The sequence below is a fragment of the Pseudomonas sp. E1MeOHC2 genome (assembly GCF_058745025.1).
This window is the reverse complement of the sequence record NZ_CP196675.1, coordinates 3,128,692-3,144,918: the sequence shown is the minus strand read 5'-3', so window position 1 is coordinate 3,144,918 and position 16,227 is coordinate 3,128,692. Positions and strand designations below refer to the sequence as shown.

Below are 16,227 nucleotides of genomic sequence, written 5' to 3'. Positions count from 1 at the left end.
TCACCCGTAAACAGCCTGGACTGCCTGAGCACAGGGCCCGTGATTGTTGCGACACCCAACCACTTAACGGGCCCCGGCGTTGACGGAGCCAAAGCACTCGGCATGCTCAACGGCACGGACGAAGACTGGCAGCACGGCCAGGAGCTGGGGCTGATCACGTTCGACAAAGGCGCCGATCCCTGTGCCCTGCTGCTGTATTTTCGCCACAGCGATGCAGGTTATCGGCTGTATGTGCGCAGCGGCCCGCACTTCGGTCAAGGCGTGTTCACGACCAGTGATGGCCAGCTGGCCATTCAGCCCATCACGTCGCAAGACCCCACGGTGTGGACGCTGACCGATGCGCAAACAGGCAACCCTTTCGACCTGACGCAACTCGAAGACAACCGCCGAGAAATCCAGATGAACAGCAGCAACGGCCATGCGCTGGAGATTCACAATCTCTATCCAGTGGGTGGCTTTCTGGCGTGCTACGCCGCTGCCCAACCGTGCACCTTGAGCCTGTTGATCAAACAACGCGGGGTGGATTGGCTCAACACCTGATGTCGCCTGTACTGCCCTCACGTATTACCCTGTGCCGCTCCAACACAACCGAGCGCGCACAGGACCCTGCCTTGACCAGAGAGCAACTCGAAACCCACCAGATTCCGGTCTACTTCGCTGCCGTGCTCGCAGCCGCTGCCTTCGGCCTGCTGGCCCACGACGCCGCACACCACCTGCAAGCCCTGATCACCCCAGCCATTGCCGTGCTGATGTACGCGATGTTCCTGCAGATCCCCTTCCTCGACCTGCGCCAAGGCCTGGGCAACCGCCGGTTCATCAGTGCACTGCTACTGGCCAACTTCGTCCTTATCCCACTGCTGGTGTGGGCAATCACCCGCGGCTTGGTCGCGCACCCGGCAATCCTGATCGGTGCCCTGCTGGTGCTGCTGACACCCTGCATCGACTACGTGGTGGTGTTCACCCACATCGGCAAAGGCGACTCACGCCAGACCCTCGCCGCCACGCCAGTGCTGCTATTGATGCAACTGGTGCTGCTACCGGTGTACCTGGCGTTGATGCTGGGCGATGGCAACGAAGTGGCGATTTCCATCACCCCCTTCGTGCAAGCGTTTGCCCTGTTGATCGTGTTGCCGATGATCCTCGCCGTGCTGACCAGCGCCAGCGCCCGTCGCTCACGCGTGGTATCGAAGTGGAACGACGCCTGGGCGTGGATGCCGGTGCCAGCGATGGCACTGGTGCTGGTGGTGGTGATCGGTTCACAGATTGCCGTGGTGCTACGCGATTTCGAGCGTTTGCTGCCGGTGATCCCGGTGTACATCGGCTTCATGCTGCTCGCGCCGGTGATCGGTTTTGCCACCGCGCGGCTGCTGCGCTTACCGGTAGCCGAGGTGAGGTCGGTGACGTTCAGTGCTGCGACCCGCAACTCGCTGGTGGTGTTGCCACTGGCATTGGCATTGCCGGAAGAGCTGCGCGGGTTGGCGGCGGCGGCGGTGATTACCCAGACCCTGGTGGAGTTGCTGGGGGAGTTGATTTACGTGCGGGTCGTGCCCGCATTCGTGCGAGGCTGAGCCGCTCATGAACGCTCAGTGAGGCCTGAACTTTTGCTTGTACCCGCCCGAGCTTATGCTGATAGAATGCGATGAATTCTCATTAACATCTATTCTATCCCGTGCAGTCCACTTCATCGGCAAACCACCCTCGGCATCACGCCATCGATCAGCTCTACAGCCACCACCACAGCTGGCTGCAGAGCTGGCTGCGCAGGCGCTTGGGCAGTGCTGCCGATGCAGCGGACCTGGCCCAGGATACGTTCATGCGGCTGCTTTGCAGTGCCACTGGCGAGCCACTGAACTGCACGACGCCGCGCGCCTATCTGGCCACCATCGCCAATCGCCTGGCCCTCAACTTCTATCGCCGCCGCTCGCTGGAGCAAGCCTACCTGGACGCGCTGGCGCAAACGCCGGAAGCGCTGGCACCTTCGCTGGAGCAACAGGCGCTGGTGCTCGAAGCCCTCGACGAAATTGACCAGGTGCTTGCCCTGTTGCCGGCTAAAACCCGGCAGGCGTTCTTGATGGCACAATTGGAGGGTTACACCCAGGAAGAGATCGCCAGCCGGCTCAACCTCAGTGTGCGCACCGTGCAACGCCACCTTGCGCGGGCGTTTGAGGAATGCATCGTGCTCGCCAGCCAGTGTGCGCAGCATGAGTAACACCCCCATCGACCGGCGCATTGCCCGTGAAGCGGCCAGTTGGTTCGTGCGCTTGCAGCACAGTAGCGCCGGCGCCGCCGAGCATGCCGCCGGCGCCGAGTGGCGGGCGCGGCATGCTGACCACGAACGCGCCTGGCAACTGGCCGAGCGCTTTAGCAGCCGCGCCCAGCAGCTTGCCGGTGAACCCGCACGGGCGGCGCTGGAGCGCCCGCGCAACCTGGAACGCCGGCAGGCGCTCAAAACCCTTGCGTTGCTGATTGCCGCCGCCCCGCTTGGCCTCGCAGCCTACCGGGGGCTGCCGTGGCGCGAGTGGCAGGCGGACGCGCGCACGGCCACGGGCGAGCAGCGCAGCGTGCCCCTGCCAGATGGCGGGCAGATTCGCCTGAACACCGGCAGTGCGGTCGATATCACCTACGACGACAGCGTTCGCCGCGTGCGCCTGATCGCCGGCGAGATGCTGGTCGAGGTGCCCCACGAGCCCGCCAGGCGCCCCTTTATCGTCGATACCGCCGAAGCCCATATCACCCCGCTCGGCAGCCGCTTGCTGGTGCGTCAGTACCCAGGCAGCACGTTCCTCGCCGCGCTGGAAGGCGCTGTCGAAGTGCGCCCGCGCCTTTTACGGGGTAATGACGGCCTGGTGCACCTGGCGGCCGGCCAACAAACCCATGTCAGCCTCCAGGCTGCGCAGGCCCCCATGGCACTGGCGCAGGATCGTCTCGACTGGCTCAACAATGTGCTGCGGGTAGAAAAGACCCGCCTCGATGATTTCATCCGCGAGCTGGGCCGCTATCGACCCGGCCTGTTGCGGTGTGACCGCGCCGTGGCAGGGCTGCTGATTTCCGGCACTTTCCAGTTGCGCGACACCGATCAGGTTCTGCGCGCCCTGAGCCAGACGCTGCCGGTGAACGTCCACTACCGGACGCCCTACTGGGTCACCCTCACGGCGCGCGCGAATACGTAACAAGAATCATTGTCGTGTTTTGCGCACGTTGCGTGTCCCTTCCGTAAGCACATCACTTTCACAGGGCGGGGACAGATACATGGCGACGACGCAGGGCATGCAACCATTGGCGCGGGCAGTACACGCTGCTGCATTGGGCCTGATCATCACAGGTGGCGGCCTGACTGCAGCCGTGTCGCAAGCCGCAGAGCACAGCACGCAGCAGCGCCGTGCCTATCAGGTGCCCGCCGGCAACCTGAGCAGCGCCCTCTCCGAATTCGCCAGCCAGGCCAATATCACCCTGCCCATCGAACCGGGCCTGGTGGAAGGTTTGCGCAGCCCCGGCCTGAACGCCGCCACCAGCGTGCAAGACGGCCTGCAGCAATTGCTGCAAGGCACCGGTCTGCAAGCCTCACCGCAGGGCAATGGCCTCTACCTGCTGACACCGCAGGTAGCGGCGGGCACGGGCCTGGAGCTAGGCGCTACCAGCATCACCGGGCAAGGCCTGGCGGCCACCACCGAGAACAGCGGTTCCTACACCACCGGCACTATGCAGACGGCCACCAAGCTGCCCTTGAGCCTGCGCGAAACGCCGCAATCGGTCAGCGTGGTCACGCGCAAGCGGATGGACGACAAGGCCATGACCACCATCAGCGATGTGGTCAAAAGTGCGCCGGGGATTTTCCTCAGTAACTCCGGTGGCGCTGGGCGGCCGTCTTTCAGCGCTCGTGGTTTCGACGTCGACAACATCATGTACGACGGCTTCCCCACCAGCTTCCTGACCTACCTGCCCAGTGGCGAAGCCAACCTGGCCATGTACGACCGGGTAGAGATCGTGCGCGGCGCCACGGGCCTGGCCCAAGGCGCCGGTAACCCCGGTGGTGCCATCAACCTGGTGCGCAAACGCCCCACCCGTGAGTTCCAGGGCACGCTCACCGGCAGTGCCGGCAGTTGGGACGATTACACCGGCACGCTGGATGTCGGCGGCCCGCTCAATGAAAACGGCACCCTGCGCGCCCGCACCGTGGTCTCCAAGCAGGACGCCAAAAGCTTCCGCGACTCGGTGGAGAGTGACCACGATCTGTTCTACGGCGTGGTCGACGCCGACCTGACTGAAAGCACCACCCTCACCCTCGGTGCCTACCGGCAGAAAAACCACACCAACTACATCTGGGGCGGGTTGCCCATGGCCCGTGGCGGTGGTCACCTGGGGCTGCCACGGGACACCTTCCTCGGCCATGACTGGGAATATTCGGACAATCGCACCACCGGCTATTTCGCCACCCTCGAACATGCCTTCGCCAATGACTGGTCTCTGCGCCTGGCGGCCATGCAGACCAAGACTGACACCGACGTGCTGGCCTCTTCGGCCTGGGAATACGATCGCCACTATCTGTGGACCGAGGCCATGGAACAAAAGGAAAAAGGCTACGACCTGGCCCTCAGCGGCCCCTTCCAGCTGCTCGGCCAAACCCATGACCTGACCGTGGGCGTCAGCAAGCGCCAGCTGGATTACCGTTCCGGCAAGGCCTGGAGCGATTTCATCGACACCGGCAGCAACCCCTTCGAATGGAACCCCCGTGGGCATGCCAAGCCGGATTACGTCACGGGCCCCAACGGCCTCCCCGAGACCACCACCCAGGACAGCGTCTATGCCAGCAGCCGCCTGCGCTTGACCGACCCGCTGTCGCTGATTCTTGGTGGCCGCCTTGACTGGTACGACTTCGACGACAGCGAGAACAGCGAAAACAACTACAAGATCACCCGTAATCTGACCCGCTATGCCGGCCTGATCTACGACCTGAACGCCAATCACTCGGTCTATGTCAGCTACACCGATATTTTCAAGCCACAGACCAGCAAAGGCATAGACAGCAAAGTGCTCGACCCTGTGATGGGTGAGAACTACGAAGTGGGCATCAAGGGTGAATACTTTGGTGGCGCACTGAACGCCAGCTTGGCGGTCTTCCAGATCGACCAGAAAAACCGCGCCCAGGAACTGCCTGACGTCAAAGGTTGCGGCTCAGGCGCCGCCAGTGCCTGTTACGAAGCAGCCGGCCTGGTGCGCAGCAAAGGCATCGACCTGGAGATCCAGGGCGCCCTGACCGACAACTGGCAGCTGGCTGCCGGCTACACCTACACCCAGACCAAATACGTCAGCGACGCCAACAAAGCCCGCGAAGGTGAAGATTTTGACCGCGCCAAACCGCGTCAGCTGTTCAAACTGTCCACCCTCTACACCCTGCCCGGCGAGCTGCAACGCTGGCGCGTTGGTGGTGACATCTACCAGCAAAGCCGCATCCGCACCTCGGGCGGCGCCGGTGCTACTGCATGGGAAAACCAGCAAGGCTCGTACACCGTGGTCGGCCTGGTGGCAGGCTACAAGGCCAGCGAGCAGCTGGACCTGCAGGTCAACGTCAACAACCTGTTCGACCGCACCTACTACAGCAGCGTGGCCAATGGCGGCTGGAGCCCGTATGACATTTATGGTGATCCACGGAACGTGAAACTGACGGCGCGGTACAGCTTCTAGTCGGCGGTGCCTTTCGCCATCTACTGATTTACCAGGGCCGATGTGGGAGCGGGCTTGCCCCGCGAACACCGGCAAAGCCGGTGCCATACACCGCGAGGCCCTTTCCCCTATCGCCGACCGCAGCGTCGGCGATAGAACGCCCTCCCCGCTTACAACGTATTCATCTCAGCAATATCCCGCACCACCTGATCCGCAGAGTGGTCGAACATCGCCTGCTCCTGCACATCCAGCGGCAACTCGATCACCCGCACAATCCCCTCCTCCGCCAGCACACACGGCACCCCCATGGCGATATCGGTTCGCCCATACTCACCCTCCAGCACCACGACCGCCGGCAAAATCCGGTTTCGCCCATTGGCGATCGCATCCACCATCTGCGCAATAGCCACCCCCGGCGCATCACAGGCACTGCCCAGCTTCTTCAAGCCCAGAATCTCGCCGCCACCCTTGCGTGTACGTTCCACAATCCGCTCAATCTGTTCGCTGGACAGAAAGTGAGACAACGGCACCGACCCTACCTGGCAGTAGCGCATCAACGGCACCATGCTATCGCCATGCCCGCCCAGCACCAGCGCTGTGATATCCCGAGCAGAAAACCCCGTCTCCTCCGCGATGAAACACTTCATGCGCGCGGTATCCAGCACCCCCGCCTGCCCGAACACCTTGTTACGGCCCTGCCCGCTGAGCGACCATGCCCGATAGGTCAGCACATCGACGGGGTTCGACACCACCAGCACCGTCGCCGTTGGCGCATGGCGTTCGATATCCCGCATGACGCCATCGATAATCGGCAGGTTGATACTCAGCACATCCTGCCGTGACTGCCCCGGCTTGCGCGGCACACCTGCCGTGATCACCACCAGCTCAGACCCCTCCAGCATTTCGGCCTTGGACCCGCCGTAAACCCGGGTATCGGAGCCAGACTCGACTGCTGCCTGCCACACATCCAGCGCCTTGCCCTGCGCCAGCTCGCCTTGCACATCGATCAGCATCAACTCACGGCAGAACTCATCCCGGGCGATGATCTGCGCCGCCGCCTCGCCCACCATGCCGGCACCCACGATTGATAGTTTGTTCACCTGACACCTCCCAGCGGCGCGTGCCACCAGGAACACGCCTGCGTTATAGAGAGAAGTATTGCCTGCTAATGCCCAAAGGCCACCCTGAGGTGGCCAGTGGTCGTTTTATGGGGGGACGGTTAGCTTTGAGGAAGTACGCCGGTTAGTCGGCCGAGCTCTGATCGCGCTGAGACATCACCTTTCCGCACTGTTCGCTGGCCAGGCGGCTGATGATCTGGATCGCTTGATGGATGCCGGCTGTGTTGCGGAAGCTCAGGCGCGGGTTGTGCTCGCATTCCAGCATTTCGTCGTGCTGGACCAGGGCTTCGCCGAGCAGTTCCAGGGTCCAGGCGTAGCTTTGGAGGGTGGAGAGGCGTTCGTGGTCAGTCATGGGGGGCCTCCAGGGGTTTGGAGGTGGGGTGACGGCGGAGAGCGGATGCGAGGATCTGTAATGGCCTTCTGGTGGTCATGCATGAGTTCCTTTCGTTATGGAACTGCCACCGCTCGCGGCCAAGCAAGTTGGGGTGGCAGCAGTACGCGGGTTGGCCGACCGGGACGAAAGGAGCCCGGCACACCCGAAGGTGTCCCGCGCACCACCGCCATAACGCGACATCGCGGGCACAAAAAAAGCGCCTGCGATGAAGACTGGGCGCTGATGCGCCTTTCGATTCCGACCGGCCAAGGTCGCGTCGCCGATGCTTCGGCGACTGGGGCAATTTATCCCTGTGAGGGGGCTATTGCAAGGTTCGGGGCTGTGTGAATGTTCGCCCAGCGGCGTAGGGCACCCAGCAATTGCCGCCAAATTGCCGCCGCACCCAGCGGCCACGAAAGAATCACTCATTTTACTACTTGAACTGTGAATTTGACTCCAGAGGCATGGGATTCCCTAAGCAACAGAACATGTGGTCGGCGTATTTTTGCGATCAGAGATGGCAGCTAAGCGGCAACATAGATAGAATTTGAAGCCACTTAAAGCTCCCACTAACAATCACCTCGATCCGCCAACTAACTTTCGACAGCCATAAAAGGAATTTATAAGTGATTCGAACTATGCGAGCCATCACCACCGCACTACTCTCCTTATCCCCGCTAGCACTCGCAAGCAATGAGTATTCGCCTCAGTTCGGCGCCTGCATGAACAAGGCCGAGGGCGTTACAAGTGCAATGGTAGAGTGCTATAACGAAGAGCTAGAAAAAGAAGACGCACGCCTGAATAACGCCTATAAAAATGTAATGACCGCTTTCTCACCGGAGAATAAGCAGAAGGTGCTAACGGCTCAGCGTCTTTGGATAAAATTCAGGGATGCCGATTGCAATTTATATTACACCCTGTCGGGCGGAACAATGGACCTGCTCAACGGCGCCGACTGCACACTCAGTATGACGAAGAAACGAGCCGACGACCTCGTCTGGCTATCAAGGAACGGTGGCGAATAGCTCTCCCCCCTCATCGGCCATTCGACTGATGCGAAGCAAACCGCCACACCAGAGTAATTATTGGAAGGACCACCGTGCTTACCCTCATTTTATCGATTGCCTGCTCAGCTGGCTCAGGCTGTGACTACAACGAGTATAAAGTTGCCGAGTTTTACAACAAGAACTATGCAAGCAGCATGTGCGCTGCACTCGCCAATACGTTAATGTTAGCGCGCTCACCGCAAGATAAAGAGCGAGACGCGTTATTCCGTTGCCTGGACAACGATGACCCCAAAAATGCGGGGCGCCAGCTTTACATCTCCGACGCGCCCCAGACCGTTATGTTTATAGAAACATGCCCTTTCGATGAACGAAGTGGTCGTTTCAAGAAACAAGGTAGCGCAGAATGCGAAGCACAAGACATCGCGACATTCTATGGGGATCACGCCTCGGCGATGTGTCAAAATAGGCTCAACAATACTCAACCTTTATACGCAGCTCAGTATGATATCCGGGCATTCAATGGCCATTTGAACTGTGTGACCATGGATGCAGAGGCTGACGCACTTTAGTTTATCTCTAGCCTAATCGATATGGTCTGCATGTCGATTAGCCTGCCTAAGACAGCCGAGGCGTCACCCACGTCTGAGTAGGACACCGTCGGCGAAACGGAGCGAGGACGTGATGAGCTTATAAGCAGCCTCGGGCAATCGTTTGCCGGTTCTCGGTACATTAAGTGCAGACATTTAGCGGACCAAGCTACGAATCACAACAAAATAACTGCCAAGCCAACAACCCCAGAGGCAACTAGCCAGCCCGTCGAAGCCATCGCGTGGAAAAAACCAGGAATGAATGGCCTTTTCTCAAGTTTCACAAGCACAAGGCAAAGCCAAGGCATGAGGATGACGTAAAGCAGTGGAACATAGACAATTGTCTGAAGGACCAGCGTCAGTCCACCAGCCCAGTCATTCCAGTTGTGTGGTTTGGCCATGGTGTTTTCCTTTTCTTGAATGGGACAAGTGAATCGTCCACTTCCTACTGCCTCAATCCGAATTCTTATGGCCAAGGCCCCGAGACTGCTCCCAAACGCTCTACTGGTGCGGAGACAGACGGACGGTTGTTGGCCGTGAGGTCCCGGTTTTCGCGGGACTGGAATTTGGTGGATTTTTTGGCGTACCTCATTGGGTATCTATAAAAAAAATCAGCTAGTTATGGCTTTCAGTGGAATCGAATCGGGAATTGCGGAGGCTCCTCCCACCCACTTCAAATGTAAGCGATCCATAAACCCCACCCGTTGCATGAAGGGCGGGGAAATCAGGTATTCGAGCCGGGCACCTGCCCTGCTTGAGTCCTTAACCCGAACAACTGGTCAGCTATCCGGGAAGGTACTGCCCTTTCGCCGATTGCTGACGGGAACTGCCGGCCTCGGTGCGCTGCTGTCCATCGCCGGCATGGTCCTGATGGTTCGCGCCATGAGTGGCGAACCGGACGTTACCGAACTGCGCCCTCACCTCGAGATGATGTTGCTCGAGACGGACGTCGGGATGGCCTGGGCCGTGCGGATGATAGCGCTGGCGGTCGCAGGCTTGGCGGTGATACCAAATTCACGTGCCCCTGGCATCAGCCTGGTGATCGCCGCCACGGCCGGCGGCATTGCCCTCGCCAGTCAGGCCTGGAGCGGGCATGGCGCCATGGATGAAGGCAATCGCCGTTACTGGCACTTCACGGCAGACATCCTGCACCTGCTGGTGGCGGGCGCCTGGCTTGGCGCGTTGCTGGCGTTTGGATTGATGGCGCAAAACCGCGTGCTGCAATCCGAAGTGCATATTCGCTTGCTGGCTCGCGCCGTTAAACGATTCGAAGGGGTCGGTGCGCTGATCGTTGTGATCATCACTGTGACCGGGGTAGTGAACTACCTGTTCATCGTCGGGCCGCGGCTGGATGGCGCTCTGCTCAGCCACTACGGAATACTGCTGGCGCTCAAAGTGCTGCTGTTTGCCGGGATGCTGGTACTGGCGGCGTTGAACCGTTTTCATCTTGGGCCATTGCTGGAGCGGTCGTTGCGAGAAAGCCAACATCACGTGGCGGCCCGTGCTCTTCGGCGCAGTGTGGTGGTGGAAATGGTCGTCGCGTTATTGATTGTGGGGTTGGTGGCGTGGTTGGGGACGTTGAGCCCGGAAGTGGAATGAGTCGTCTTCAGAGGGCGCTCCCACAGGAGCGCCCTTCTTCATTGCCGACCGCGTATCAGTCGCCGTGCAACAAACCGGAGCTGTACTCGCCAAAGCTATTGCCTAGCGCGCTGCCATGAAAATTCATCCTGTTGGCGTTGCTGTTGGCAGGCCCTGGGCCAAAGCCGGACGGCTGCACGGAGTCGACCGAATAATCGCGAGGAGAACTCACACTCGAACAGGCGCTCAACAGCACGGCACCCGCGATCAACGAGACCTTGATCAGGTTTGCGATCATCTTTTTATTCCTGTGGATTGAGGTGAGGAGGACGTGACATTCAGTTGCCATCCTATGCCTCGCCCGTGCCGGACATCATGAAGTTTTGCGGAGCGACAGCGTTGGTTCAGGAACGCTGTGCGCCCGGTGATATCCGCCCCTTCCACAGAGCTGCGGCGACGACAATCAGGCAATAATGTCGGCGTTGACGAGTGTGGTAACACCGACCAGGGAAATCTCGAATTCCGCCGCCGTGTCGGCATCGGTGCTGCCGAACAGGATGCCGCCAGCGAAGCGCACCTGCCCGGTCGCGTTAGCGCTGAAGGCGCTCGCCCCGATAAAACTGAAAGCTTCATTGATGGCGGTGGCCACGTTCGCGTCCAGGGTCGACAGGTCGATTTTGTCGCCCTCGGCGGTTTTGAAATCCCCGATCACATCGCGCAATGTGCCCAGGCCCATTTCACTCAAGGCATCGAAGTCGAAACGATCGGCTCCGACACCGCCATTGAGCTGGTCAACACCCACCCCGCCTATCAGCAGGTCATTACCGGCACCGCCGTTGAGGACATCATTGCCCGCGCCCCCCGTGAGGGTGTTGGCGGCCGCATTGCCGGTCAGGGTGTCGTTGAAGTTGCTGCCGGTCAGGTTCTCGAAGGACAGCAGCGTATCGCTGCCTGAGCCACCCGTGGCCTGAGCGGTGGTCACAGCCAGACTGGCCACCACCGCACTCGTGGCAAAGGCATAGGACGCGGTGTCGATGCCGTCGCCGCCATTGAGGATATTGTTGCCGGTCCCGGCAAACAGCGTGTTGTTCAAGGTATTGCCGGTGCCGTTGGCTGCCGTGGTTGCCAGCAGCCGCAGGTTCTCCACGTTAGCGCCCAGCGTATAACCGGCCAGGGAGCTGTAGACAGCATCCGTGCCGCCGGTGGCGGCAACCGCATTGGTTTCACTGACCACATCGCTGACGCTATTGACGATGTAGATGTCCGAACCGTCGCCCCCCTCCATGGTGTCATTGCCGGCACCACCATCGAGGGTGTCATTGCCGGCACCGCCATTGAGGACATCGTTGCCCGCGCCCCCGCTGAGGGTATTGGCGGCGGCATTGCCGGTCAGGGTGTCGTTGAAGTTACTGCCGGTCAGGCTTTCGAAACCCAGCAGCGTATCGCTGCCTGAACCACCCGTGGCCTGGGCGGTGGTGACAGCCAGACTGGCCACCACTGCGCTCGCGGCAAAGGCATAGGACGCGGTGTCGATGCCGTCGCCGCCGTTGAGGATGTTGTTGCCGGCGCCGGCAAACAGCGTGTTGTTCAAGGCATTGCCGGTACCGTTGGCGGCCGTGGTTGCCAACAGGCGCAGGTTTTCCACGTTGGCGCCAAGGATGTAACCACCCAGGGAGCTGTAGACAGCATCCGTACCGCCGGTGGCGACGACCGCATTGGTTTCACTGACCACATCGCTGACGCTATTGACGATGTAGATGTCCGAACCGTCGCCCCCCTCCATGGTGTCATTGCCGGCACCACCATCGAGGGTGTCATTGCCGGCACCGCCATTGAGGACATCGTTGCCCGCGCCCCCGCTGAGGGTATTGGCGGCGGCATTGCCGGTCAGGGTGTCGTTGAAGTTACTGCCGGTCAGGCTTTCGAAACCCAGCAGCGTATCGCTGCCTGAACCACCCGTGGCCTGGGCGGTGGTGACAGCCAGACTGGCCACCACTGCACTGGCGGCAAAGGCATAGGACGCCGTATCGATACCGTCGCCGCCATTGAGGATATTGTTGCCGGCCCCGGCAAAGATGGTGTTGTTCAAGGCATTGCCGGTACCGTTGGCGGCCGTGGTTGCCAACAGGCGCAGGTTCTCCACATTGGCGCCAAGGATGTAACCACCCAGGGAGCTGTAGACAGCATCCGTACCGCCGGTGGCGTCGACCGCATTGGTTTCACTGACCACATCGCTGACGCTATTGACGATGTAGATGTCCGAACCGTCGCCCCCCTCCATGGTGTCATTGCCGGCACCACCATCGAGGGTGTCATTGCCGGCACCGCCATTGAGGACATCGTTGCCCGCGCCCCCGCTGAGGGTATTGGCGGCGGCATTGCCGGTCAGGGTGTCGTTGAAGTTACTGCCGGTCAGGCTTTCGAAACCCAGCAGCGTATCGCTGCCTGAACCACCCGTGGCCTGGGCGGTGGTGACAGCCAGACTGGCCACCACTGCACTGGCGGCAAAGGCATAGGACGCCGTATCGATACCGTCGCCGCCATTGAGGATATTGTTGCCGGCCCCGGCAAAGATGGTGTTGTTCAAGGTATTGCCGGTACCGTTGGCGGCCGTGGTTGCCAGCAGCCGCAGGTTTTCCACGTTGGCGCCAAGGACGTGGTTCGCCAGGGTGCTGTTGACCGTATCGATACCACCGGTAGCAGCAACGGCATTGGTTTCGCTGACGACATCGAACAGGTTATCGACGAAGTAGGTGTCCGAGCCGTCACCGCCAGTCATCCTGTCTCTGCCAGCACCACCATTGAGGGTGTCGTTGCCGGCATCGCCGTTGAGATGGTCGTTTGCGCTGCCGCCCGTGAGGGTGTCGTCACCCGCGCCGGCATCGATGACGACGCTTCCGACACCCGCCCAGGTCAGCACGTTGGCCGCGGCATCGCCCGCCAGGCCGGTGAGTTTATTGCCGTTTGCATCGAACCGCTGGAAGTAAGTACCTTCACCTGCCCCGTCCTGGCCGGTGGACTCCCAGACAACCACATAACCACCATCGGCCAGAGTGGTCACCCGCGTGATGACCTGGTCGCCCACTACCGTCGTATTGACACGGGTTTCCGCACCGACCGGAGCGCCGCTGGCATTCAGACGCTGGGTGAAGACACCGGAAGCATCACCCGGACCGTTACCCACCCAGGTGACCAGGTAGCCACCATCGAACATGGCCGAAACATGAGGCTCCGACTGATCACCGGCGATAGTCGTATTGACCCGGGTCTGCACACCCACCTTGGTGCCGGCGGAGTTATAGAGCTGGGCAAATACGTCTATCTGGCCCGGGCCGTTGATGGTTTCAGGGTAAGACTCCCAGACGACCAGGTAATTGCCGTTGGCCTGCACCGCGACCATATGCTCGGTCTGGGTATCCACTGACGGTGTATTGACCAGGGTTTCCGAACCCACCTTGGCGCCCGCCGAGTTAAAGCGCTGGGTGATGATGCCATAGTCATCACCCGGGCCATTCCCTTCCCACACCGCCAGGTAACCACCGTCGGGAACACCAAAAATCTGCGGAAAATCCTGCGCCCCCAGGGTAGTGGTGTTGACGTGAACTTCCCCACCGACCTTGACCCCGCTGGCATTGAAGCGCTGCAGAAAAGACCCGAAGTTGCCACTGGCTTCCTCGGCCCCCCATGCCACCACATAACCACCGTCGGCCAGGGCAGTAATTTCAGGGGAATCGCGCAAGCCCGCCAGGGTTGTATTGACAACAGTTTCGCCGCCGAGCCTGGTGCCGTTGGCGTTGTACTGCTGAGTAAAAATGCATTGCTGCCCCCCGGTATTGAGACCGGACCAGGTCACAACGTAGCCGCCGTTAAGCAGCCCGACCACCGAAGGCTGAAACTGCTCGCCCGCAAGCGTGGTATTGACCAGCGTCTCGCCCCCCACCTTGGCACCGCTGGCGTTATAGCGCTGGGTAAATATTCCAGTGGTCTCGCCAAGACCATTGCCCTGCCAGACGATGACAAAACCACCGTCGATCAACCCATAGATATTCGGATCCTCCTGATTGCCTGCAGTCGTGGTGTTAATCAGAGTTTCACCAAAATTTGGCATGACACAGTCCTTCTGCAAGATGACGAGAGACCGGGAGACTTGTGAGTCTGAGAATATCTGCGCGCCATCAAAACGCTAGCTCGTCCGTCGGATGAGTGGCCGGTTGATTGGCGATTCGGGGAAACAGGAATTGGTAGCGGTGTATTCCGGTAAGGCATCCTTGTCGAGGTTGACTTGCAACGGCGGCTTTGCAGCCCTGTTTGGATGGACCCGCGTGAAAGAGCAGCCAGCGCCGATCTTGCAGGCTTACCCGCGATTGAATGCGCCATGACCATTTGGCAAGGCCGTGACGTTGTCGCCTACCGGACGGGAAAACTCATGCGGAGTGATATGGCCCGATCTGTTGGCGTCAATGTAGTTACTCCACCACGCCATGATCAACCGACGCTGCTCCAGAAACTGGGCCTTGTGGATGTATGCAGCGCGCACGCGATTACACTCCTGATGGCTCATCTGCCGTTCAATTGCCGCGTCCGTCCACAGCCCTGATTCGAGCAAGGCACTACAAGCCATGGTCCTGAAACCATGCCCGCAGACGTCCTTAGTGGTGTCGTACCCCATATTGCGCAGTACCTGGTTAACCGTATTCTCCGACAAGGGCTTCCAGTACCTGTGATCACCGGGCAATACGAGTTGAGAGAAGCGATTCAAGCTGCGCAGCTGTTCAAGGATTTCGATCACTTGAGGCGACAGCGGCACTATCTGAATGTCCCCACTCATCTTGGTCCCGCGTGTGGAATAGCGGACGCCTTCAATCGGCTTGCGGGTATCGGGGATCTCCCACATTGCCCTTTGCAGATCGAATTCATCCCACCGTGCAAAGCGCAGTTCGCTGGAGCGCACAAACACATGCAACGTCAGCAGCACTGCGAGCCGAGTCAGCTCGCGACCGGTGTAGTTGTCGATTCGATCCAACAGTTCAGGAAGGCGGTTCAGCGAGAGTGCAGGACGGTGCACGGTGCGCGGCGCTTGAATCGAGCCGGCCAGATCGAGCGCCGGATTTTGAGTGATCTGCCGCGCCCGCTTCGCACCCCGCATGATCGTGGATAGATAGTTCTGCACACGCAGCGCTACATCCATGGTGCCGCGATCCTTGATCCGCTGAGTGACCTCAAGCAGATCGTGGGTGTCGAGTTCAGCGATAGGCCGCTGACCAATCAGTGGAAACACATGGGTGCGCAACCTGCTCAGGACCGTTTTCGCGTGCCCCTCAGTCCAGCGCCGGGACATTTCGACGTGCCACTCCAAAGCGACGGTTTCAAAGAGAAGACTCGCCCGCTGGGCAGCAATCTTGGCCTTCTGCTTTTCTTCCATCGGATCAAGGTTGTCGAGCAACAGAGCCTTGGCTTCATCGCGCTTGGTTCTCGCGACAGCCAACGAAACGATGGGGTACTTGCCGATGATCAGCGTGCCTTCCTTGCCGTTGGGTTTGAAATACCGCAGCCGCCAAGTCTTCGAGCCACTGGGCGTGACGTACAAGTACATGCCCCGCCATCGAACAATTTGTAGGCGCGATCACGCAGTTTGGCCGTACGGCATTTGAGGTCGCTGAGCGGAATGGCTAGCCGTGGCATAGGGGTACGTTCTCCATTCAGGAAAGACGCTGTACCCCAAAAATACCCCCGGTTATTGGGGATTTTGTTGGTTCCCGACGGAGGGTCGTGGAAACGAAAAACCGGCCAGAAGGCCGGTTTAGAGAGCTTCCAAAGCATTCAGCGGAATGCAATGGAGCTGGATGTGGTGCGGAGACAGGAACCTAACATGGTGGAACTATCCCAGTAAAACCTGGGATACA

General features: G+C 60.1%; 13 protein-coding genes and 1 pseudogene. 8 read left to right on the top strand and 6 right to left on the bottom strand.

Translation table 11 applies throughout. The features are described from left to right. Positions 1 to 102 precede the first annotated feature (102 nt). The 5 genes from ACSSU5_RS14125 to ACSSU5_RS14105 all read left to right on the top strand — a co-directional run bounded on the left by ACSSU5_RS14125 (position 103) and on the right by ACSSU5_RS14105 (position 5,682). On the top strand, positions 103 to 540 hold the full coding sequence (locus ACSSU5_RS14125; protein WP_492559133.1) for a hypothetical protein: 438 nt from the start codon (positions 103 to 105) through the stop codon (positions 538 to 540). 71 nt (positions 541 to 611) lie between these two features. Continuing rightward, the gene (locus tag ACSSU5_RS14120; RefSeq protein ID WP_492559132.1) at positions 612 to 1,568 is read left to right on the top strand and encodes an arsenic resistance protein; all 957 of its coding nucleotides are present in this window, start codon (positions 612 to 614) and stop codon (positions 1,566 to 1,568) included. 101 nt (positions 1,569 to 1,669) lie between these two features. After that, positions 1,670 to 2,209, top strand: a complete 540-nt coding sequence (locus tag ACSSU5_RS14115; RefSeq protein WP_264310370.1) for a sigma-70 family RNA polymerase sigma factor — start codon at positions 1,670 to 1,672, stop codon at positions 2,207 to 2,209. Beyond that, a complete protein-coding gene (locus tag ACSSU5_RS14110) occupies positions 2,202 to 3,170 on the top strand; it encodes a FecR family protein (protein ID WP_492559131.1) in 969 nt (322 codons plus the stop codon). The genes ACSSU5_RS14115 and ACSSU5_RS14110 overlap by 8 nt, the downstream gene beginning before the upstream one ends. Positions 3,171 to 3,249: 79 nt before the next feature. Next, the gene (locus ACSSU5_RS14105) at positions 3,250 to 5,682 is read left to right on the top strand and encodes a TonB-dependent siderophore receptor (protein WP_492559130.1); all 2,433 of its coding nucleotides are present in this window, start codon (positions 3,250 to 3,252) and stop codon (positions 5,680 to 5,682) included. A gap of 149 nt (positions 5,683 to 5,831) precedes the next feature. On the opposite strand, the gene ACSSU5_RS14100 is transcribed toward ACSSU5_RS14105, so the two are convergent. Next, positions 5,832 to 6,761, bottom strand: coding sequence for a malate dehydrogenase (locus ACSSU5_RS14100; protein WP_264310373.1), 930 nt, complete (start codon positions 6,759 to 6,761; stop codon positions 5,832 to 5,834). Between the two features lie 142 nt (positions 6,762 to 6,903). Further along, on the bottom strand, positions 6,904 to 7,131 hold the full coding sequence (locus tag ACSSU5_RS14095; protein ID WP_492559129.1) for a hypothetical protein: 228 nt from the start codon (positions 7,129 to 7,131) through the stop codon (positions 6,904 to 6,906). A 743-nt stretch (positions 7,132 to 7,874) separates the two neighbouring features. Here ACSSU5_RS14095 and ACSSU5_RS14090 point away from each other — a divergent pair. Beyond that, on the top strand, positions 7,875 to 8,177 hold the full coding sequence (locus ACSSU5_RS14090; protein ID WP_492559128.1) for a lysozyme inhibitor LprI family protein: 303 nt from the start codon (positions 7,875 to 7,877) through the stop codon (positions 8,175 to 8,177). A 74-nt stretch (positions 8,178 to 8,251) separates the two neighbouring features. Then, positions 8,252 to 8,728 carry a hypothetical protein gene (locus ACSSU5_RS14085; RefSeq protein ID WP_492559127.1) on the top strand — a complete coding sequence of 159 codons (477 nt, stop codon included), beginning with the start codon at positions 8,252 to 8,254 and terminating at the stop codon, positions 8,726 to 8,728. A gap of 194 nt (positions 8,729 to 8,922) precedes the next feature. Here the strand turns inward: ACSSU5_RS14085 and ACSSU5_RS14080 are convergent, their stop codons facing one another. Beyond that, positions 8,923 to 9,147, bottom strand: a complete 225-nt coding sequence (locus ACSSU5_RS14080; RefSeq protein WP_492559126.1) for a hypothetical protein — start codon at positions 9,145 to 9,147, stop codon at positions 8,923 to 8,925. A gap of 190 nt (positions 9,148 to 9,337) precedes the next feature. Between ACSSU5_RS14080 and copD the strand changes: the two genes are divergently transcribed. Continuing rightward, complete coding sequence (gene copD / locus ACSSU5_RS14075; protein WP_492559125.1) at positions 9,338 to 10,345, top strand: copper homeostasis membrane protein CopD; 1,008 nt, start codon at positions 9,338 to 9,340, stop codon at positions 10,343 to 10,345. A 55-nt stretch (positions 10,346 to 10,400) separates the two neighbouring features. Here copD and ACSSU5_RS14070 read toward each other — a convergent pair whose 3' ends face one another. From ACSSU5_RS14070 to ACSSU5_RS14060, 3 genes and pseudogenes are all read right to left on the bottom strand, one after another. Then, positions 10,401 to 10,622: a hypothetical protein gene (locus ACSSU5_RS14070; protein WP_492559124.1), complete on the bottom strand. Its 222-nt coding sequence runs from the start codon at positions 10,620 to 10,622 to the stop codon at positions 10,401 to 10,403. A 165-nt stretch (positions 10,623 to 10,787) separates the two neighbouring features. After that, entirely contained in the window at positions 10,788 to 14,432 is a 3,645-nt protein-coding gene (locus ACSSU5_RS14065) for a beta strand repeat-containing protein (RefSeq protein ID WP_492559123.1), read from the bottom strand. A gap of 246 nt (positions 14,433 to 14,678) precedes the next feature. Next, a pseudogene (locus ACSSU5_RS14060) lies at positions 14,679 to 16,006 on the bottom strand (tyrosine-type recombinase/integrase). Positions 16,007 to 16,227 lie beyond the last annotated feature (221 nt).